The organism is Roseobacter sp., from assembly GCF_039970775.1.
Lineage (GTDB): Bacteria > Pseudomonadota > Alphaproteobacteria > Rhodobacterales > Rhodobacteraceae > Roseobacter.
The window spans coordinates 73,319-91,732 of the sequence record NZ_JBDVLG010000025.1 but is presented as its reverse complement, the minus strand read 5'-3'; the positions used below and the strand labels follow the sequence as shown (position 1 = coordinate 91,732).

Below are 18,414 nucleotides of genomic sequence, written 5' to 3'. Positions count from 1 at the left end.
CACATTCAGCACTAGGAAACCTGACACCAATGGAATTCTTGCAGAGAAGCTTGATGGACAAAATGGCAGCATAGCGCCAAAGATTTAACACCAAGGACTCCGCGCCAAGCTGGAGGGAACTTGGGGCACAGGTCAGCAGCGCTGATCGGATAGTGATCCGACCCAAAATCTTCCAACTGGCCAAATGAGACCAACCCTATGCCAGCGGTCAGGTAGATCTGGTCAATGGGGACGGCAAAGAGCTGGTATTGTGCGTGGAGCGTAGAGAACCTGCCTCGTCCGACGCGCGGCTCAAAAAACCCGCCGTATGCCTTAACGTGATGGCTCGTCCGTGATCATGCGACGTCGTTAAAGTCGTCCATGCAGACAGTCGGCCAGATGGCATCGCCGGTCATCGTTGCCGCCGTCTTGATCTGTTAAGGCAGCCCTGAACGGCATCCAGCCAGTGTTGATCCGCTTCCATCAGGGACAAAACGTCCGGGTCTTCACGGTCAATAAGCCGGACCATACCCGCCTTGCGCGTGTTTTCCAGTTGTACATTTGCAAACAACAGCTTGATTTTGCTGTGGTCAGGCGCCTCCTCAAGGAGGTCAACTTCGGATACTGCGAGACGTGTGTATGGGAAAATACGGGCCGCCTGATAAATGATGCACGCCCCCAGCCCCGCGACCAACAACGCCTTGAAACTTGTCGGAAGCACGTAAACCAAAACCAAACAAAATGCGGCTGTCTAGGAAGCTCCCGAGCCCGCACCCACGATCGCACGCTCCGCGTGAGCGGCTAGACCGTCCCCAGAAAGGCAACCGTGGTTAAGATTCAGATTGAAAAATAAATTTAAAGTCAATAGCTTACCGATTTTGCATCTCTTGACTAAGGTTTGCGGTTACATATCGATCCAGTCGATAAGACCAACATGCCCATCATGACCCGTCAATCAATACAAGTACCGCATGGCCGCATTTGAACACGGTGCCAACGACATGCTCAAGACCCTCGGAGCTATCAGATATGGCATAACTAGTGTTCAATTATGTCAGGGTGGGGGGGCCTTCTTAGGCCAAAAATCTATGGCGGACCCTAGAGGATTCGAACCTCTGGCCTCTGCCTTCGGAGGGCAGCGCTCTATCCAGCTGAGCTAAGGGTCCACTGGAATTCGTATAACGGGACTAATCTGCCCCCGCAACGGCAAAACAGCACGCGGGGCGCAGGTTTAGACAAACATCTGCGAACCCTCAGCCGTCACGCAAAAAGATCATGGGCCAGTTCGAGGGCGTCAACCAACACATCGACCTCCGACGTGGTGTTATAAAGCCCAAAAGACGCGCGGCAACTGGCAGGAATACCCATATGCGCCATCAATGGCCCCACACAATGCTGCCCTGCCCGCACCGCCACGCCCTTTTTATCAAGGATCGTGGAAATATCATGCGCGTGCCCGGCCCCGTCCATAGTGAAACTAAAGATCGCGGCCTTGTCGGGTGTCGTGCCTTGGACCTGCAACCAATTGAGGCCATTCAGTTTTTCAACCGCATAGTCCCGCAGCGTGTCTTCGTAGGCGGCGATATTATGCATGCCTAAACCCATCATATAGTCCAGCGCCACGCCCAACCCGATGGTCTGCACAATACCGGGTGTGCCTGCCTCAAACATCATCGGCGGGTCGGCATAGGTGACCGTGTCTTTGCTGACCTCGCGGATCATATCGCCACCCCCGATAAAGGGGCGCATTTCTGCCATCCGTTCAGGTTTTACGTAGATCGCGCCGGACCCCGACGGGCCATATAGCTTGTGCCCCGTGATCGCGTAAAAATCGCAATCGAGATCTTGCATATCAAGCGGCTGGTGCACTGCGGCTTGGCTGCCGTCGACCAACACCGGCACGCCGCGGGCATGGGCTTCGTGGCAGATAGTTTTCACATCAACCCGCGTACCCAGCACATTCGACAAATGGCTGACCGCGATCAGTTTGGTCCGTGGACTGATGGCGTCGATCACCGCTTGGGGGTCAAGGTCGCCTGTGCTGTCCACATCCACCCATTTCAGCACAACGCCTTGCCGTTCCCGCAGGAAATGCCATGGCACAATATTGGCGTGGTGTTCCATCACCGACAAGATGATCTCGTCGCCCGGTTGCATACGTGGCATAGCCCAGCCGTAGGCCACCATATTGATGCCTTCGGTGGTGCCCGAATTGAGGACAATCGTGTCTTCGGATGCCGCGTTCAAGAACTGCGCGATGACACCGCGCACCCGTTCGTATTTGTCCGTTGCGACATTGGAAAGATAGTGCAGCCCTCTGTGAACATTTGCATATTCATGCGTGTAGGCATTGGTGATCGCATCAATCACCACCTGCGGTTTTTGCGCCGACGCCCCGTTATCAAGATAGACCAACGGCTTGCCATTCACCTCACGCGATAGAATGGGAAAATCAGCGCGGATTTTTGTGACATCATACATTGCTGGGGACTCCGATGGCACTGACGCCAAACATAGACAAAAGAAAAGACAGACCGAGCGACATCACCAACGCGCCCACAATCAACACGACCACAGCGCGCAAAAGCGAGTTTAACCGCAAGCCGACACTGATGAAATTGACAAACACCCACAGGGTCGCAACCGCGACAAACAGCACCAGAAAACTGGCCAGCACCGGCGCCAGTAAGGCCGCCACCAACACCAGGGCCTGCCCCACGGCCCGAAGCGCCTGCATCCAGACCAGCACCGCCAGGAGATCTGTCAGGTCACCGGTGCCGCCCAAGACGCGGCCGGTCCAAAATAGCGCGTAAATGGTCAGGACAAACGCGCCCGCGATCACAGCAAACACCATGAAGGGGCTGATCATCAAGGTATCCAGCGGCGCGGGCAATGGGATCGCCGCATGCGACAACGCCGACATCAACGTGCTGGCGATCGCGATGACCGCCGCCGTCATCCACAAGGCCGCCTGCGGTATTTGCCAGCTGATAATGTCAGCAGCAGCGGCCTTTGGATCCCGCAGGGTTTGCACGGACAGTTGCGGCCAATTTACCTGTTGGAGGATCATACGTGATGCCTTTCCGCAGCGATCAGACCGCCGATCCAGAACCATCCAAAGATGCAAAGCCACCCGAACCCGACGATCTGCAGTTCCAGACCAGGGCCGATGAACCCCGCGACCAGACCGTTCAGCAACATCAACGGGGACGCCGCCAGCAAGGCCCAAAACAACGCCAAACGCGCGCCATAAAACGTGCCACGCCCCCGGAAAACCTTGGCGACAACATGCGATAGCGCCGCCAGACAATAGAGCATCAACGGCGCGATCACGATCCACGCCATCAGCGCGGCCCCCATCAACATATCAAGCTCTTGGCCCGTGATATGCGCCTCGCGGGCCAACCGTGGCATTTGCGCGATAAACACCACAAAACACCCCGCCATCAGATAGGCCAACGCGCGATCTTCACGTTGGCCAAGCGCCAGCAACCCGCGCAGTATTTTGCCCGGGTTGCGGTAGGTTAGTCTGATGTTGCGTGTGACCGCCATCAGCCGCGATGCCGTTCCAACCAGGCCGCAAGCCGCCCGTTGATTTCATCGCGCAAATCGTCGTTTTCGATCTCTTCCACCGCTTCGGCAAGGAACGCCAGCGTCAACAGATCAGTCGCCTGCGCTTCGGGCACACCGCGTGATCGCAGATAAAATAGCGCGTCTTCGTCGATCGCACCAGATGTCGACCCATGCGAACACGCCACATCGTCGGCGTAAATCTCCAGCTCTGGTTTGGCTAAAAATTGGCTATCGTCGTCCAACAGCAACGATTGGCTGATCTGATAGCCATCGGTTTTCTGTGCGTCTTTCTTGACCAGAATCTTGCCCTGAAACACGCCCGTCGCCCCGTTGCGCAACACCTTTTTGAACACCTGACGGCTTTCACAACCGACGGCATCATGGGTGATAAACACCGTGTCGTCGTGCAGGAAATCACCGTCACCGACACAGGCGCCCGCCACATGCGCAATCGCGTCATCGCCTGTCAGTTCGATGATGCACTCGTTGCGCGTCAGCACGCCATTGGCCGTCAGCGTAAAGGATTTGAACGTAGACCCCGTGCCCAGCCGTGCAAACATATGCGTCACAGCCCGCCGTTCGTGGTCGCGCCCTTGCGCGCGCACATGGTGGAACGTCGCACCATCGGCCACGTCAACTTCCATGCATTTGTTGAACCGCGCCGCCGCCGGGCCGCTTTCCAACACGGTGACCACCGCGCCCGCGTCCAGACGCACCACATGGTGCAACATAACGTCAGATGTTTCCGATGTGTGGTTGTAAACCAAATGGATCGGTTTGGACGTCGCGCCCGTCACATGGATCAACACACCATCGGTGGCAAATGCAGTGTTCAACGCCGCCAATGGCCGCTCAACCGGGTCTTGACCGTTGGTTTCAAGGCGGCCGTAAAGATCCCGCGCCCAATGAATATCGGCAGTGCTGTCGGCCAAGCGGTCAATCGTGACGCCTTCAAGGCTCAGATCGTCGGATGCTTCGGCGTCAAACACACCGTCCACAAACACGATGCTCAGGCGGTCCATTTCGCCAAAAACAGGCGCTTCGTCGTTGTGGAACAAGGCGGCAGGTACCGGTGCGGCCTGGGTCAACGTGTCAGGGCGCGTGTACTTCCAATATTCGTCGCGCCGTTCAGGCAAGCCCGTCGCGCGCACCCGCGACAACGCGTCCTTGCGCGCCGCGTCAGACCACCCGCCCGACGGAATACTCAACCCCGCCAGACGCGCCTCTGTCAAAGACAGGTTTTCCGCTGCGTCCGCCATTACGCCACCTCTGCCAAGATATCGCTGTAGCCGTTGTTTTCGACTTCCAACGCCAATTCCGGACCACCGGTTTTGACAATGCGACCGTTCGCCATGATATGCACAACATCAGGTTTGATGTGGTCCAGCAACCGTTGATAGTGCGTGATCACCAAGAACCCACGCCCCTCAGACCGCAGCGCATTCACGCCTTCGGCCACCAGTTTCATCGCATCGACATCCAACCCTGAATCGGTTTCGTCCAGGATGCACATCTTTGGTTCCAGCATCGCCATCTGCAGGATTTCGTTGCGCTTTTTCTCGCCGCCCGAAAAGCCCACATTGACCGGACGCTTCAACATATCCGCGTCGATTTTCAGATCTTTGGCCCGGGTCCGGATCACTTTGAGGAACTCTGCCGCAGACATTTCGTCTTCGCCACGCGCCTTACGTTGTGCATTCACAGCAGTGCGCAGGAATGTCATGTTCCCAACACCGGGGATTTCGACAGGGTATTGGAACGCCAAAAACAGGCCCGCCGCCGCGCGCTCTTCGGGCTCCATATCCAGAACATCGTTCCCATCAAGCGTGGCCGCACCGTCGGTGACCTCATAGCCGTCCTTGCCCGAAAGCACGTAAGACAGCGTCGATTTCCCCGACCCGTTTGGCCCCATGATCGCGTGGACCTTGCCCGCCTCGATCTCCAGATTGACGCCTTTGAGGATCTGTTTGTCCTCTTCTTCGAGTTTCACGTGCAGATTTTTGATGCTCAGCATGTCTTTGTCCTTTATATTCATCCGCAAGAGCGGTTTATTTTCAGCGTCTTGCGACGTATTTATATGATTGTGACGGCGGTGCCAGAAACAGACACCATCAGCATGCTGTCCCCGATCACCTCGTAATCCAGATCGATCCCGACCACGGCATTGGCGCCGATAGCGGTGGCGCGTTCTTCGATTTCGGCCATGGCCTCGTCGCGGGCGTCCTTGAGCTTGGTTTCATAGGCGCCCGAGCGCCCGCCGATCACATCGGTGACGCTGGCAAAGAAATCCCGCACGATATTCGCGCCCATGATCGCCTCGCCGACGACAATGCCTTTGTAGGCGGTGATCGGGTGTCCCTCGACAGTGTTGGTGGTGGTGAGGATCATTTAACCCAGCTTCCAATACTGTAGTGCGAACATACCAAGCGCCACCATCAGGCCTAATCCAACAGTTCCTTTCAGCGGCGGCACCGTCTCAGGGCGATGCTCAAATTTTTTCAGCGCCGGATAGATGAGGAGCGCGGCAACAAAACCGCTTGCCAATGGCTTTACAACCAAATTCAACATTAACGGCGTCACCCAACCGACCCTTCGAGGGAAATCGCCACCAGCTGCTGCGCTTCCATGGCGAACTCCATGGGCAGGGCCTGCAACACGTCCTTGCAGAAGCCGTTGACCACCAGCGCCACGGCCTCTTCTTCATCCATCCCGCGCGAGCGGCAATAGAACAACTGGTCGTCATCCACCTTGGAAGTCGTCGCCTCATGCTCCACCCGTGAGGAGTTATTTTTCACCTCAATGTAGGGCACCGTGTGCGCGCCACAATCGCCGCCGATCAGCAGGCTGTCGCACTGCGTATAGTTGCGTGATTCCTTAGCCTTGGGGTGCATCGACACCAACCCGCGATAGGTGTTTTGTGCCTTGCCCGCCGAAATGCCCTTGGACACGATCCGCGACTTGGTGCGCTTGCCCAGATGGATCATCTTGGTGCCCGTGTCCGCCTGTTGCATGTTGTTGGCGATGGCGATCGAATAAAATTCGCCCTGCGTGTCGTCCCCGCGCAGAATGCACGACGGGTATTTCCACGTCACAGCTGACCCGGTTTCCACCTGCGTCCACATGACTTTGGCGCGGTCGCCCCGGCAATCGGCGCGTTTGGTCACAAAGTTATAGATGCCGCCCTTGCCGTTTTCATCACCGGGATACCAGTTTTGCACGGTGGAATATTTAACTTCGGCGTCTTCCTCGATGATGATCTCGACCACAGCGGCGTGCAATTGCGCGATATCGCGCTGCGGTGCTGTGCAGCCTTCGAGGTAAGACACATACGATCCCTTATCCGCGATGATCAACGTGCGTTCAAATTGCCCGGTGTTTTCGGCGTTGATGCGGAAATACGTCGACAACTCCATCGGGCAGCGCACGCCCGGTGGCACATAAACAAACGAACCATCTGAAAACACAGCCGAATTCAGCGTCGCGTAATAGTTGTCCGACACCGGCACGACCGTCCCGAGGTATTTTTTCACCAACTCTGGGTGCTCTTTGATCGCCTCAGAGATCGAGCAGAAAATTACGCCTGCTTTTTTCAATTCATCCTGAAAGGTTGTGCCCACTGACACACTGTCAAATACCGCATCCACGGCGACTTTGCGTGGTTCATCGCCCATCTCTTCGGCGCCTTCGACGCCTGCAAGGATCATCTGTTCCTTCAGCGGAATGCCCAGTTTTTTGTAGGTTTCCAACAGCTTGGGGTCAACCTCATCCAAGGATTTCGGTTTGACCTCCATCGATTTGGGGCGCGCGTAATAATATTGGTCCTGAAAGTCGATCTCGGGGTAGTCGACCATCGCCCACTTGGGCTCGGATTTTTGCAGCCACCGGTCGTACGCCGCCAAACGCCATTCCAGCATCCATTCTGGCTCTTCGTTTTTCTCGGAAATCAGGCGCACAATATCGGGCGACAGGCCCTTGGGGGCGTATTCCATCTCGATGTCTGTGGACCAGCCGTATTTGTATTTACCGCCAACTTCGCGCACCGCGTCCACAGTTTCCTGATCGACGCCTTCTTTGACCTGAACCTCGTCCAGTGGTTGATCCAATGCAGCCATCTTAACCTCCATACTCACGCCGCTCGGGCGCGGAATTTACGTTCTTGAGCAAGCCATGCTGCGGCGAACCGCTGCACGTCCTCATGTGTTGTTTCTAACCCCAGCGACACCCGAATGGCGCTGCTGGCTGTGTTCTCGTCATACCCCATCGCCCGCAAAACCGTGCTGGCGCGCACCTTACCGCTCGAACAGGCCGAACCGGCGCTGATGGCAAACCCGGCCAAATCCATCTGGATGACCTGCGCCTCGCCCTTCCACCCCGGTGTCGCGAAACACAAAGTGTTAGGCAGCCGTTCTGCGTCTTTCCCGACAAAAATAGTTGTCTTCGCTGCGGCTGCAAGGGTGTTTTCTAGAATCTTTCTAAGTTTTTCGACCGCGTCCCACCGACCCGCGGTTACATCACGGTGCGCGGCCTCAGCGGCAGCCCCAAACCCCGCAATGCCGATCACGTTTTCGGTACCGGACCGCCGGCCCATTTCCTGTCCACCACCGCGCACAATCGCCTGCGGGTCTTCGGCGGTGAAATTGATCAACGCGCCGACGCCCTTGGGGCCACCCAATTTATGCGCCGACAAGATCATATAGGCCGGGCGCGTGTCGCCATATGTCACCGGCACTTTGCCTGCCATCTGCGTGATGTCGCATACGACAGAATAGGGCACCGTGCCCGCCTGCGGGGCATCGAAATAGCCGCCGGGCACAACACTGCGGTCGGGCGCCATAACGCCGGTTTCACTGTTGGCCGCAGACATCGCGACCAGCGCGACCGCGCCGCCACCCGGCCGCCCACCATCCCCCGCCATTTCGCACACCGCATTCAAAAACGTCGATGCCCCGTCTGGGTCCAGCTCGCCATCGTGGCCCCAAAGCGGGGCAAGCGCGGTCTCGCTCCATGCGCCGAAACAGTCATGTTCGGTGGGCAACGCCGCAAAAATACCGCCGTGCTGGTGCTTTTGGGCGACGGCCAAGGCAGCGGCCTCTGTGGCACTGCCGGTAAAGATCACTTGATTGGGTTTGCATCCCACCAGATCGGCAACCTGCACGCGGGCGCGTTCAACCAGCAATTTGGCCGCGCGGCCTTCGGCGTGCACCGACGACGGATTACCGTTGATATCCATGGCCGCAGACATCGCCGCGCGGGCCTCGGGCCGCAACGGCGTTGTTGCGTTATGATCCAGATAGACGCGGCCCATCACTCAATCCACGACATCAAACAGGTTGGGCACCGCAGGGCATGGCGCCAGTTCGTTGGACACCACATCCGACAGGCGTGTTTGGTGCAAAAACACATAGACATGCGCGCTGAGCCCTTCCCACAACCGGTTGGTCAACGATTGCGCGCGGCTGCCCGACGCGCCCCCAGAGGCACCTGCACCCTTGTGCATCGCATCCACGGTTTCATCCACGGCCGCCAGAATATCAGCGACCCGAATGTCAGACGCACTGCGCGCCAACCGGTACCCACCGCCCGGCCCCCGCACCGACGAGACAAGGTCGGCGCGGCGCAGCTTTACAAACAGTTGTTCCAGATACGGCAACGATATCGATTGCCGCTCTGCGATCTCGCTGAGCGTGATTAAATCACCGTCCGGCCGCAGCGCGATATCGGCCAAAGCCACCATGGCATAGCGCCCTTTTGTTGACAGTTTCATATCGCAGCCCCCTCCCCAGATGCCGCGGGTCGTGCCCGCAATGATTGACGCGGCGCTCCAGAACGCCTAAGTCGAGATTTCGCACCTCGATGGACGATGTGTGAAAGATTTAGAACCGTTCTAAAGTACCCGACTGAGGCCGTCAAGATTCACCGGGTGCAAATAGACTTTGTTACAGGGACGCACATGCCCGAGGTCATTTTTCCCGGACCCGAAGGCCGACTCGAAGGCCGCTACCACCCTCAAAAAGAACGTGACGCACCGATTGCGATCATCTTGCACCCCCATCCCCAATTTGGCGGCACGATGAACCAAGCCATCGTGCACCGGATGCATTACGCGTTCTATCATATGGGTTTCACTGTTCTGCGGTTTAATTTCCGCGGCGTTGGCCGAAGCCAGGGGGAATATGATCAGGGGATTGGCGAGCTGTCTGACGCGGCTTCCGCGTTGGATTACTTGCAATCCATGAATAACAATTCCAAACACTGTTGGGTAGCTGGATTTTCCTTTGGTGCCTGGATCGGAATGCAACTGTTGATGCGCCGGCCAGAAATCACCGGGTTCATTTCGGTCGCCCCGCCTGCCAACATGTATGACTTCTCGTTTCTAGCGCCCTGCCCGTCTTCGGGGTTGATCATCAACGGCACCGCCGACCGTGTGGCACCGCCTGCTGATACAGAGACCTTGGTGTCCAAACTGCACGAGCAAAAAGGCATCACGATCACCCACGAGCAGATCGAAGGCGCGGGGCACTTCTTTGAAGAACCGCACCTGGATACGTTGATCGGCAGCACGACGTCATATGTGAAGCGCCGCCTGACAGAAACATCGCGCTGAGCATGGGCATTGTCGAGGATGTCGCGGATGAATTGGCGCTAGAAAGCCTCAAGATCATCAACGCCACTGGGGATGATGCCTTTGTTCAACGGGTCGCCGACGCAATCGGCGGCTCGTCGCAGACGATGGAAGAAGCGTATATGACCGCCGTACGCGTTCGCCGCGCCGAACAACGGGCCCGTCAGGTGTTGCAGACCATCAATGATGAGCTGGCCACTGCGCCGCCCCCTCACCAAGATGACTGACCGGCTGGCCGCACAGATCGCATTCCTGAACGAAGCGGACCGGTTAAAATCGGTCTTGCGGGCGTCGCGTCTGCACGACAACAGCCGGTTTGAGAACTCTGCCGAACATTCTTGGCACGTGATGCTGCACGCGTTTGTGCTGGCCGAACACGCGCCCGACGGCGTCAACGCTGGCCGAGTGATGCGGATGTTGTTGCTGCACGATCTGGTCGAGATTGACGCGGGCGATAACCCGATCCACGGCGATGTGGATGCGGCCGCACAAGACGCCGCCGAACAGGCTGCAGCTGACCGTCTATTTGGCCTGTTACCACCGGATCAGGCCGCCGAATACCGCGCGCTTTGGGATGAATTCGAAGCCGCCGAGACCCCAGACGCTCAATTTGGCAAAGCCATTGACCGGTTGACCACGCCGCTCGCCAATCTGGAAAACGGAGGCGGGTCGTGGACGGATTATAACGTGACACTTGCCCAGATAGATCAACGCGTTGGCACACCATTGGAACGCGGCGCACCTGTGCTCTGGGCCTGGCTGCGCCCCAAGCTGGTCACGTGGTTTGCGCGGCACATGACCTGATTGTGACCCTGCAAGGGGCCGAGGTCTGCTGGTTTACGTGGCATCTATACAATTCTAACTAGAAATTTTCGGTATGCAAATGTATACAGACTTTTAAATTAACGATACCTGCGCTACACGGCTGATATCGCGATTCAACCCCCTGTGCAGGAGCGCCCCATGACCAAGATCAAGGTGGAAAACCCCGTTGTCGAGCTTGACGGCGATGAAATGACGCGGATTATCTGGGATTTCATCAAGAAAAAGCTCGTTTTGCCGTATCTTGATATCGATCTGAAATATTACGATCTGGGGATGGAAGCGCGCGACGAAACGGATGACCAGATCACCGTTGACGCCGCCCATGCGATCAAAGAACACGGCGTTGGTGTGAAATGCGCCACCATCACCCCCGACGAGGCCCGCGTCGAGGAATTTGGCCTGAAACAAATGTGGCGGTCACCCAACGGGACCATCCGTAACATCCTGGGCGGCGTGATTTTTCGCCAACCCATTATTTGCAAGAACGTCCCGCGCCTTGTGCCCGGTTGGACCCGGCCTATCGTGGTGGGCCGTCACGCCTATGGCGATCAATACAAAGCCACAGATTTCAAATTTCCCGGTAAGGGGAAATTGACGCTGAAATTCGTGGGCGATGATGGCACAGAGATCGAAAAGGAAGTTTTTGACGCGCCTGCCGCGGGCGTCACGATGGCGATGTATAACCTGGATCAATCGATCATCGATTTTGCGCGCGCCTCGATGAACTATGGTCTGTCGTTGGGTTGGCCTGTGTATCTGTCGACCAAAAACACTATCCTAAAACAATACGACGGCCGGTTTCTGGAGCTATTTCAGCACATCTACGAAACTGAATTTGAAGATAAATTCAAAGCGGCGGGTATCACGTATGAACACCGGCTGATCGACGATATGGTGGCCTGCGCCATGAAATGGAACGGCGGCTATGTCTGGGCGTGCAAAAACTACGACGGCGATGTCCAGTCTGACACGGTGGCACAAGGGTTCGGCAGCTTGGGTCTGATGACCTCCGTTTTGATGACCCCGGATGGCAACACCGTCGAAGCCGAAGCCGCCCATGGCACCGTCACCCGCCACTTCCGCCAACACCAAAAGGGCGAAGAGACATCAACCAACTCTATCGCGTCGATCTACGCGTGGACGGGCGGATTAAAGCACCGCGCCAAGCTCGACGAAAACGCCCCCCTCATGAACTTTGCCGAAACGCTAGAGCGGGTGATCGTCGACACGGTCGAATCCGGGTTCATGACCAAAGATCTCGCATTGCTGGTGGGGCCTGACCAAAAATGGCTCACAACCATGGGTTTTCTCGAAAAGGTCGACGAAAACCTAAACAAAGCGCTTGTGGGCTAACGCCGCACGCAACGGCCGGTGCATATATCGGCCGTTGCACAAACTTTCGGCAGCACGGCTTGACAACCCCCTGAAGTCACGTCCAATCAATGGACATCCGCCCCCAGAACACGGTACGCGCTGGTCATGAACATGGCATCCGATGACCCGAAAAAACACACGCTGTGGGAAGACACTCAGGGCCTCGGCTTGGGGGTGTTTTTGTGCAGCGTTGGCGTTCATATCCTGACTTCCGTCGGGTTGATCACCGGGCAAACTGCGGGCCTTGCAATCATATTTGCCTACCTGACCGGCTATCCCTTTGGGATCACATTCTTCGTCATCAACTTGCCGTTTTATGTGTTAGCTTATCGGCGCCTCGGGGTGCAGTTCACGTTAAAATCGCTCATGTCCGTCACCTTGATGTCCCTGATCACCATGGCCCTACCTTGGGGGATGTCGTTTGATCAACTCGATCCGGGCCTTGCGGCGATCACCTTTGGTGCGATGTCTGGGCTTGGCCTATTGGCGATGTTTCGGCACAATGGATCCATGGGCGGCTTTGGGGTTGTCGCGCTGCTGGTCCAAGACACCACAGGCTTCAAAGCCGGCTGGGTCCAGCTGATTTTAGACGCGGTCATCTTCACCGCTGCCTTTTTATTATTCCCAATCGACGTGGTTCTATATTCGTTGGTAGGCTCGGTGGTGTTGAACCTAATCGTTGCCGTCAATCACCGGCGCGACCGATACATCGCCACTTGACGCCACCCGCGTGGTGGCCCACCGCCCCATGCATAAGGATCACGTGATGCCGGCACATTATCTGTATCTTATTCTCGCCGTCGCGGCCGAAACCATCGGGACAACCGCGCTCCATGCCAGCGCTCAATTCACCAAACTCTGGCCATCGTTGCTGTCAATCGCGGCCTACGGCGTTGCATTCGTTTTGCTGTCGCTCACGCTTAGGGTCATGCCGGTTGGTGTGGTTTACGCAATTTGGTCCGGGCTGGGCATTGTCCTGATCGCCGTGATTGGGTTTGTCATGTTTGATCAACGGCTCGATGCGCCCGCGATTTTAGGCCTGACCATGATCATTGGGGGAATTTTAGTCATCCACCTGCTGTCAAACACCACGTCGCATTAACCAATACCGATTTACCCTAGCATTCTGGGACGCGGCGCGTTATGCGCCCTGCAACCCCTGCAGCGTGGCCAAAACCGCTGCTATTTTCCGAACAAAGGCTAAACCATGGACCTGCGCAACATCGCAATTATCGCTCACGTTGACCACGGCAAAACCACGCTTGTGGATGAATTGCTCAAGCAATCGGGCACCTACCGCGAAAACCAGGCGACGACAGAACGCGCCATGGACAGCAACGATCTAGAACGCGAACGCGGCATCACGATCTTTGCCAAACCCACATCCGTGGAATGGAAAGGCACGCGCATCAACATCGTTGACACGCCCGGCCACGCGGATTTCGGTGGCGAGGTTGAACGCATTTTGTCGATGGTGGACGGCGTTGTATTGCTGGTGGACGCGGCCGAAGGCCCGATGCCGCAAACCAAATTCGTGACCTCCAAGGCGCTCAAACTGGGCCTGCGCCCAATCGTGGTGATCAACAAGGTCGACAAACCAGACGGCGAACCAGACCGCGCGCTGGACGAATGTTTTGACCTGTTTGCAAATCTTGACGCCACAGATGAGCAGCTGGATTTCCCATCGATGTACGCATCCGGCCGGTCTGGCTGGGCGGATATGTCACTGGACGGGCCACGCGAAAACCTCGAAGCGCTGTTTCAGCTGATCGTCGATCACGTACCCGCCCCCGCCCAAATCGAACGCGCGGCTGAGCCATTCACGATGTTGGCAACAACCTTGGGCGCGGATCCGTTTTTGGGTCGGATGCTGACGGGTCGTGTGGATTCAGGCACGCTCAAAGCCGGGCAAACCATCAAGGCGATGTCCCGCGATGGCAGCCTGATCGAGAATTTCCGATGCACCAAAATCCTTGCGTTCCGCGGCCTTGAGCAGACAGCAATCGACGTGGCCGAAGCCGGCGATATCGTATCCATCGCGGGCATGACCAAAGCAACCGTGGCCGACACGTTGGCCGACCAATCCGTGAGCGACGCAATCCCCGCACAACCGATTGATCCGCCCACCATCACGGTGACCTTTGGCATCAACGACTCGCCATTGGCGGGCCGCGACGGTAAAAAAGTGCAATCTCGGGTCATCCGCGAACGTCTGATGAAAGAAGCCGAAAGCAACGTTGCGATCAAAATCACCGACACCCCCGGTGGCGATGCCTTTGAAGTCGCAGGCCGTGGCGAATTGCAGATGGGTGTTTTGATCGAAAACATGCGCCGCGAAGGGTTCGAACTTAGCATTTCACGCCCTCAGGTGTTGTTCCAAGACATCGACGGCGTACGCCACGAGCCCATCGAAGAAGCCACAATTGACGTCGACGACGAATATTCTGGCGCCGTGATCGAAAAAATCACCGGTGTGCGTCGCGGTGAGTTGGTCGAAATGAAACCCGCCGGAGCAGGCAAAACACGCATCGTGGCGCATGTGCCATCACGCGGGTTGATCGGCTATCACGGTGAATTTCTGACAGATACACGCGGCACGGGCGTGATCAACCGCGTCTTCCACGACTGGGCGCCACACAAAGGCAAGATCCCCGGCCGTCGCGCAGGTGTATTGATTTCCATGGAAAATGGCACGTCGGTTGCCTTTGCTTTGTGGAACCTCGAAGAGCGTGGAAAAATGATGATCGGCGCCCAAGCGGACGTCTACACCGGCATGATCATCGGCGAACACAGCCGCGAAAATGATCTCGAAGTGAACCCGCTCAAAGGTAAGAAACTGACCAACGTCCGGGCCTCTGGCACAGACGAAGCCGTGCGGCTGACCACCCCCGTGACACTGTCGTTGGAAGAGGCCATTGCCTACATCGATGATGATGAATTGGTCGAGGTTACGCCCAACGCGATCCGGTTGCGCAAACGGTATCTGGATCCGCATGAACGCAAGCGGATGGCAAAGGCCAGCTAATAAAAAACGCCCGTCGCAGTTATGCGGCGGGCGTTTTCATATGATCAATCAGTTGTTTCGATGATCATCAATTCACGCTCTGACGCGTCGCGCGCATGACTTAGCGCGCGCTGATAAACATCTGAATTATAGCACTTTTCCGCCGTTTCCACATCGGTGAACCGTGCAACCACATTGCGTGGACGCGCCTTGCCTTCTAGCTGCACAAACCGACCTGCACGGGCGATGAACACACCGCCATGGGCTGCAACGGCCTCTGTTGCGAGAGCGGCGTATTTTCCGTACGCCTCTTCGTCGGTGACGGTCACATGAGCGATCCAAAGTGCTCCCATTGTCTTTATCCTTTCAAGATATTTTCAGCCGCAGCGATCGCGGCATCCGCTTGGCTTGCATCTTTTGCACCGCCTTGGGCCATATCGGGGCGTCCGCCGCCACCTTTACCGCCCAGCTCTGCAACAGCTGCTTTGACGATATCCACCGCCGAAATCTGGCCTGTCAGGTCCTTGGTGACCCCGGCCGCAACCGCCGCCTTGCCATCTGCATCCGCGATCAAAAGCACAGCGCCACGCCCCAGTTTCTCTTTGAACTGGTCAACCAGCGCAGGTAAATCGCGCCCAGTCACGCCAGACACGACCTGCGCCAAAAACGGAATGCCCGCGACATCACGCGCCTGCGGCGCATCCGTATCTCCACCGCCAGACATCGCCAATTCGCGGCGCAACTGCGCAACCTCATTGGCCAACGTGCGACGCTCGGTCAGCAACGCGCGCACACGGTCTGGCACATCAGCGGCCTGCGCCTTGAGTTCGGTCGCGACCTCGGCCAAACGCGTGTCTTGATCGCGCAAATGCGTCATCGCTGCGGCGCCGGTCAGCGCCTCGATCCGGCGCACGCCTGCACTGCTGGCACCGTCACCCAAAATCACAAACGCGCCGATATCGCCGGTTTGCTGCACATGGGTCCCGCCACATAGTTCCAACGAATAGGTCTGCCCATCCGCGCCCTTGCCCGACCCGTCAAGACACCCCATCGAAACAACGCGCACCTCGTCGCCGTATTTCTCGCCAAACAACGCCTGCGCTCCTATCGCACGCGCGTCGTCTGGGGTCATAATGCGGGTTTCGACGGTTCCGTTTTGGCGGATATACGCGTTTACGTCCTGCTCGACCTGTGTAAGTTCCGCACGGCTCAATGCTTGGGTGTGGCTGAAATCAAACCGCAATCTGTCTTGCGCGTTTAGCGAGCCGCGCTGCGCCACGTGATCCCCCAGCGCCGCGCGCAGGGCCTCGTGCAACAAATGCGTGGCAGAATGATTGGCCTGAATGGCAGATCGCCGGTCGTGGTCGACCTGCAGCACTGCGGCCTCATCCACCGAAATTGTCCCTTTGGTCACGGTTGCGATATGCACAAACACACCGGCGGTTTTTCGGGTATCGGTGATCCGCGCGGCCCCGCCCGCAGTTGTCACCGTTCCGGTATCGCCAACCTGCCCGCCGCTTTCAGCGTAAAACGGGCTTTGGTTCAATGCGATTTGGATGATTTCGCCGCTTTGCGCCGACGCGACCGTGGCGCCGTCTTTGACCAAGGCGACAATCTGACCTTCGGCGGTTTCGGTGTCATACCCTAAAAAATCGGTTGTGCCGCGCTGGTCTGCCACATCAAACCAAATCGCCGCATCTGCTGCCTCACCCGTCCCCGACCATGCTGCACGCGCCTTGGCTTTTTGTTCGGCCATGGCGGTGTCAAATCCGGCAGTATCCACCGCACGCCCTTTTTCGCGCAGCGCATCCTGCGTCAGGTCAAGCGGGAAGCCAAACGTATCATACAGTTTAAACGCCGTTTCGCCGGGCAAATTCGCGTCTGCATCTAGATGCGTCAGCTCTTCGTCGAGCAGTTTCAGACCCCGATCCAGCGTTTGGCGAAAGCGGGTTTCTTCCTGCAACAATGTCTGTTCAATCATAGATTGTGCCTGCCCCAGTTCCGGGTAAGCCGCCCCCATCTGGCGCACCAACGCTGGCACCAACTGGTGCATCAACGGATCTTTTACCCCCAACAGATGCGCGTGGCGCATGGCCCGGCGCATGATCCGGCGCAACACATAACCGCGCCCATCGTTTGACGGCATCACACCATCCGCCATCAGGAAAGACGTGGACCGCAAGTGATCCGCGATCACGCGGTGGTGGGTGATCACATCCGCGTCTATGCCCGTGGAGGTCGCATGGGCAGAGGCCTCGACCAGCGACAACATCAAATCGGTCTCGAACACGCTATTGGTGCCCTGCAACAGCGACGAAATCCGTTCCAGCCCCATGCCGGTGTCGATAGATTGCATCGGCAGCGGTTTGCGGGTGCCATCCTCGAATTGTTCGTCCTGCATAAAGACGATGTTCCAGATTTCGATGAACCGATCACCGTCTTCGTCAGGCGATCCGGGAGGACCGCCCCAGATGTGATCGCCGTGATCATAGAAAACCTCGGTGCACGGCCCGCACGGACCCGTCGGCCCCATGCGCCAAAAATTGTCGTCCGTGGCGATGCGAATGATGCGGTCATCCGGCAGACCTGCGACTTTTTTCCAGATCGCAGCCGCTTCGTCATCGGTGTGATACACCGTAACCAACAGTTTTTCCTTGGGGATACCCAATTCTTTGGTCAGCACTTCCCACGCATAAGGAATGGCCTGTTCTTTGAAATAATCGCCAAAGCTGAAGTTCCCCATCATCTCAAAAAACGTCAAATGGCGTGCCGTCATCCCGACATTGTCGAGGTCATTGTGTTTGCCGCCTGCACGCACACATTTTTGCGCCGTGGTCGCACATTGATAGTCGCGTGTCTCGATGCCGGTGAACAGGTTTTTGAATTGCACCATGCCCGAATTTGCAAACATCAACGTCGGATCGTTGCGCGGCACCAACGGGCTGGACGGGACGACCGCATGCCCCTGCTTGCCGAAATAGGACAGGAAGGTAGAGCGTATATCGTTCAGCGTTTGCATGTCAGGCCTTTGCACAAT

20 protein-coding genes and 1 tRNA gene are annotated in these 18,414 nt (G+C 57.1%); 7 read left to right on the top strand and 14 right to left on the bottom strand.

Features of this window, described 5'->3' with window-relative positions; genetic code table 11:
• Positions 1 to 391: 391 nt before the first annotated feature.
• The 12 genes from ABJH13_RS05340 to ABJH13_RS05285 all read right to left on the bottom strand — a co-directional run bounded on the left by ABJH13_RS05340 (position 392) and on the right by ABJH13_RS05285 (position 9,316).
• Positions 392 to 700: a hypothetical protein gene (locus tag ABJH13_RS05340; RefSeq protein WP_348405180.1), complete on the bottom strand. Its 309-nt coding sequence runs from the start codon at positions 698 to 700 to the stop codon at positions 392 to 394.
• 368 nt (positions 701 to 1,068) lie between these two features.
• Positions 1,069 to 1,145, bottom strand: a tRNA-Arg gene (locus ABJH13_RS05335).
• Between the two features lie 94 nt (positions 1,146 to 1,239).
• Positions 1,240 to 2,460: a cysteine desulfurase gene (locus ABJH13_RS05330; RefSeq protein ID WP_348405179.1), complete on the bottom strand. Its 1,221-nt coding sequence runs from the start codon at positions 2,458 to 2,460 to the stop codon at positions 1,240 to 1,242.
• The gene (locus ABJH13_RS05325; RefSeq protein WP_348405178.1) at positions 2,453 to 3,049 is read right to left on the bottom strand and encodes a YIP1 family protein; all 597 of its coding nucleotides are present in this window, start codon (positions 3,047 to 3,049) and stop codon (positions 2,453 to 2,455) included. The genes ABJH13_RS05330 and ABJH13_RS05325 overlap by 8 nt, the downstream gene beginning before the upstream one ends.
• Positions 3,046 to 3,531 carry a YIP1 family protein gene (locus ABJH13_RS05320; protein ID WP_348405177.1) on the bottom strand — a complete coding sequence of 162 codons (486 nt, stop codon included), beginning with the start codon at positions 3,529 to 3,531 and terminating at the stop codon, positions 3,046 to 3,048. The genes ABJH13_RS05325 and ABJH13_RS05320 overlap by 4 nt, the downstream gene beginning before the upstream one ends.
• Positions 3,531 to 4,811, bottom strand: a complete 1,281-nt coding sequence (locus ABJH13_RS05315; RefSeq protein WP_348405176.1) for a SufD family Fe-S cluster assembly protein — start codon at positions 4,809 to 4,811, stop codon at positions 3,531 to 3,533. Before ABJH13_RS05315 ends, ABJH13_RS05320 begins: the two co-directional genes overlap by 1 nt.
• Positions 4,811 to 5,566 carry a Fe-S cluster assembly ATPase SufC gene (gene sufC / locus ABJH13_RS05310; RefSeq protein ID WP_348405175.1) on the bottom strand — a complete coding sequence of 252 codons (756 nt, stop codon included), beginning with the start codon at positions 5,564 to 5,566 and terminating at the stop codon, positions 4,811 to 4,813. Before sufC ends, ABJH13_RS05315 begins: the two co-directional genes overlap by 1 nt.
• Positions 5,567 to 5,625: 59 nt before the next feature.
• Positions 5,626 to 5,940 (bottom strand): YbjQ family protein, encoded by a 315-nt coding sequence (locus ABJH13_RS05305; RefSeq protein WP_348405174.1) that lies wholly within the window; start codon positions 5,938 to 5,940, stop codon positions 5,626 to 5,628.
• Complete coding sequence (locus ABJH13_RS05300) at positions 5,941 to 6,132, bottom strand: hypothetical protein (protein ID WP_348405173.1); 192 nt, start codon at positions 6,130 to 6,132, stop codon at positions 5,941 to 5,943.
• Positions 6,129 to 7,664 carry a Fe-S cluster assembly protein SufB gene (gene sufB, locus ABJH13_RS05295; RefSeq protein WP_348405172.1) on the bottom strand — a complete coding sequence of 512 codons (1,536 nt, stop codon included), beginning with the start codon at positions 7,662 to 7,664 and terminating at the stop codon, positions 6,129 to 6,131. Before sufB ends, ABJH13_RS05300 begins: the two co-directional genes overlap by 4 nt.
• A gap of 14 nt (positions 7,665 to 7,678) precedes the next feature.
• Positions 7,679 to 8,857 (bottom strand): aminotransferase class V-fold PLP-dependent enzyme, encoded by a 1,179-nt coding sequence (locus tag ABJH13_RS05290; RefSeq protein ID WP_348405171.1) that lies wholly within the window; start codon positions 8,855 to 8,857, stop codon positions 7,679 to 7,681.
• 3 nt (positions 8,858 to 8,860) lie between these two features.
• Positions 8,861 to 9,316: an Rrf2 family transcriptional regulator gene (locus tag ABJH13_RS05285; RefSeq protein WP_348405170.1), complete on the bottom strand. Its 456-nt coding sequence runs from the start codon at positions 9,314 to 9,316 to the stop codon at positions 8,861 to 8,863.
• A gap of 186 nt (positions 9,317 to 9,502) precedes the next feature.
• Here ABJH13_RS05285 and ABJH13_RS05280 point away from each other — a divergent pair, with 186 nt between their 5' ends.
• The 7 genes from ABJH13_RS05280 (at position 9,503) to typA (ending at position 15,398) form a co-directional block, all read left to right on the top strand.
• A complete protein-coding gene (locus tag ABJH13_RS05280) occupies positions 9,503 to 10,156 on the top strand; it encodes an alpha/beta hydrolase (protein ID WP_348405169.1) in 654 nt (217 codons plus the stop codon).
• Positions 10,157 to 10,158: 2 nt separating this feature from the next.
• The gene (locus tag ABJH13_RS05275; protein ID WP_348405168.1) at positions 10,159 to 10,401 is read left to right on the top strand and encodes a hypothetical protein; all 243 of its coding nucleotides are present in this window, start codon (positions 10,159 to 10,161) and stop codon (positions 10,399 to 10,401) included.
• Positions 10,394 to 10,978 carry an HD domain-containing protein gene (locus tag ABJH13_RS05270; protein WP_348405187.1) on the top strand — a complete coding sequence of 195 codons (585 nt, stop codon included), beginning with the start codon at positions 10,394 to 10,396 and terminating at the stop codon, positions 10,976 to 10,978. The genes ABJH13_RS05275 and ABJH13_RS05270 overlap by 8 nt, the downstream gene beginning before the upstream one ends.
• Positions 10,979 to 11,137: 159 nt before the next feature.
• Positions 11,138 to 12,352: an NADP-dependent isocitrate dehydrogenase gene (locus tag ABJH13_RS05265; protein WP_348405167.1), complete on the top strand. Its 1,215-nt coding sequence runs from the start codon at positions 11,138 to 11,140 to the stop codon at positions 12,350 to 12,352.
• Positions 12,353 to 12,484: 132 nt separating this feature from the next.
• Complete coding sequence (locus ABJH13_RS05260; protein WP_348405166.1) at positions 12,485 to 13,093, top strand: YitT family protein; 609 nt, start codon at positions 12,485 to 12,487, stop codon at positions 13,091 to 13,093.
• Positions 13,094 to 13,139: 46 nt separating this feature from the next.
• Entirely contained in the window at positions 13,140 to 13,475 is a 336-nt protein-coding gene (locus tag ABJH13_RS05255; protein ID WP_348405165.1) for an SMR family transporter, read from the top strand.
• Positions 13,476 to 13,580: 105 nt separating this feature from the next.
• Positions 13,581 to 15,398, top strand: coding sequence for a translational GTPase TypA (gene typA, locus ABJH13_RS05250; protein ID WP_348405164.1), 1,818 nt, complete (start codon positions 13,581 to 13,583; stop codon positions 15,396 to 15,398).
• A gap of 44 nt (positions 15,399 to 15,442) precedes the next feature.
• Here typA and ABJH13_RS05245 read toward each other — a convergent pair whose 3' ends face one another.
• A complete protein-coding gene (locus ABJH13_RS05245) occupies positions 15,443 to 15,730 on the bottom strand; it encodes a DUF1330 domain-containing protein (protein WP_348405163.1) in 288 nt (95 codons plus the stop codon).
• Positions 15,731 to 15,735: 5 nt separating this feature from the next.
• On the bottom strand, positions 15,736 to 18,396 hold the full coding sequence (gene alaS / locus ABJH13_RS05240) for an alanine--tRNA ligase (protein WP_348405162.1): 2,661 nt from the start codon (positions 18,394 to 18,396) through the stop codon (positions 15,736 to 15,738).
• Between the last annotated feature and the right edge of the window lie 18 nt (positions 18,397 to 18,414).

Coding starts and splice junctions, on each gene's coding strand:
- ABJH13_RS05320 (WP_348405177.1), bottom strand. CDS start 3,531: ATGGCGGTCACACGCAACATCAGACTAACCTACCGCAACCCGGGCAAA.
- alaS (WP_348405162.1), bottom strand. CDS start 18,396: ATGCAAACGCTGAACGATATACGCTCTACCTTCCTGTCCTATTTCGGC.
- ABJH13_RS05285 (WP_348405170.1), bottom strand. CDS start 9,316: ATGAAACTGTCAACAAAAGGGCGCTATGCCATGGTGGCTTTGGCCGAT.
- ABJH13_RS05275 (WP_348405168.1), top strand. CDS start 10,159: ATGGGCATTGTCGAGGATGTCGCGGATGAATTGGCGCTAGAAAGCCTC.
- sufC (WP_348405175.1), bottom strand. CDS start 5,566: ATGCTGAGCATCAAAAATCTGCACGTGAAACTCGAAGAAGAGGACAAA.
- ABJH13_RS05265 (WP_348405167.1), top strand. CDS start 11,138: ATGACCAAGATCAAGGTGGAAAACCCCGTTGTCGAGCTTGACGGCGAT.
- ABJH13_RS05305 (WP_348405174.1), bottom strand. CDS start 5,940: ATGATCCTCACCACCACCAACACTGTCGAGGGACACCCGATCACCGCC.
- ABJH13_RS05270 (WP_348405187.1), top strand. CDS start 10,394: ATGACTGACCGGCTGGCCGCACAGATCGCATTCCTGAACGAAGCGGAC.
- sufB (WP_348405172.1), bottom strand. CDS start 7,664: ATGGCTGCATTGGATCAACCACTGGACGAGGTTCAGGTCAAAGAAGGC.
- ABJH13_RS05330 (WP_348405179.1), bottom strand. CDS start 2,460: ATGTATGATGTCACAAAAATCCGCGCTGATTTTCCCATTCTATCGCGT.
- ABJH13_RS05255 (WP_348405165.1), top strand. CDS start 13,140: ATGCCGGCACATTATCTGTATCTTATTCTCGCCGTCGCGGCCGAAACC.
- typA (WP_348405164.1), top strand. CDS start 13,581: ATGGACCTGCGCAACATCGCAATTATCGCTCACGTTGACCACGGCAAA.
- ABJH13_RS05280 (WP_348405169.1), top strand. CDS start 9,503: ATGCCCGAGGTCATTTTTCCCGGACCCGAAGGCCGACTCGAAGGCCGC.
- ABJH13_RS05245 (WP_348405163.1), bottom strand. CDS start 15,730: ATGGGAGCACTTTGGATCGCTCATGTGACCGTCACCGACGAAGAGGCG.
- ABJH13_RS05290 (WP_348405171.1), bottom strand. CDS start 8,857: ATGGGCCGCGTCTATCTGGATCATAACGCAACAACGCCGTTGCGGCCC.
- ABJH13_RS05315 (WP_348405176.1), bottom strand. CDS start 4,811: ATGGCGGACGCAGCGGAAAACCTGTCTTTGACAGAGGCGCGTCTGGCG.
- ABJH13_RS05260 (WP_348405166.1), top strand. CDS start 12,485: ATGGCATCCGATGACCCGAAAAAACACACGCTGTGGGAAGACACTCAG.
- ABJH13_RS05325 (WP_348405178.1), bottom strand. CDS start 3,049: ATGATCCTCCAACAGGTAAATTGGCCGCAACTGTCCGTGCAAACCCTG.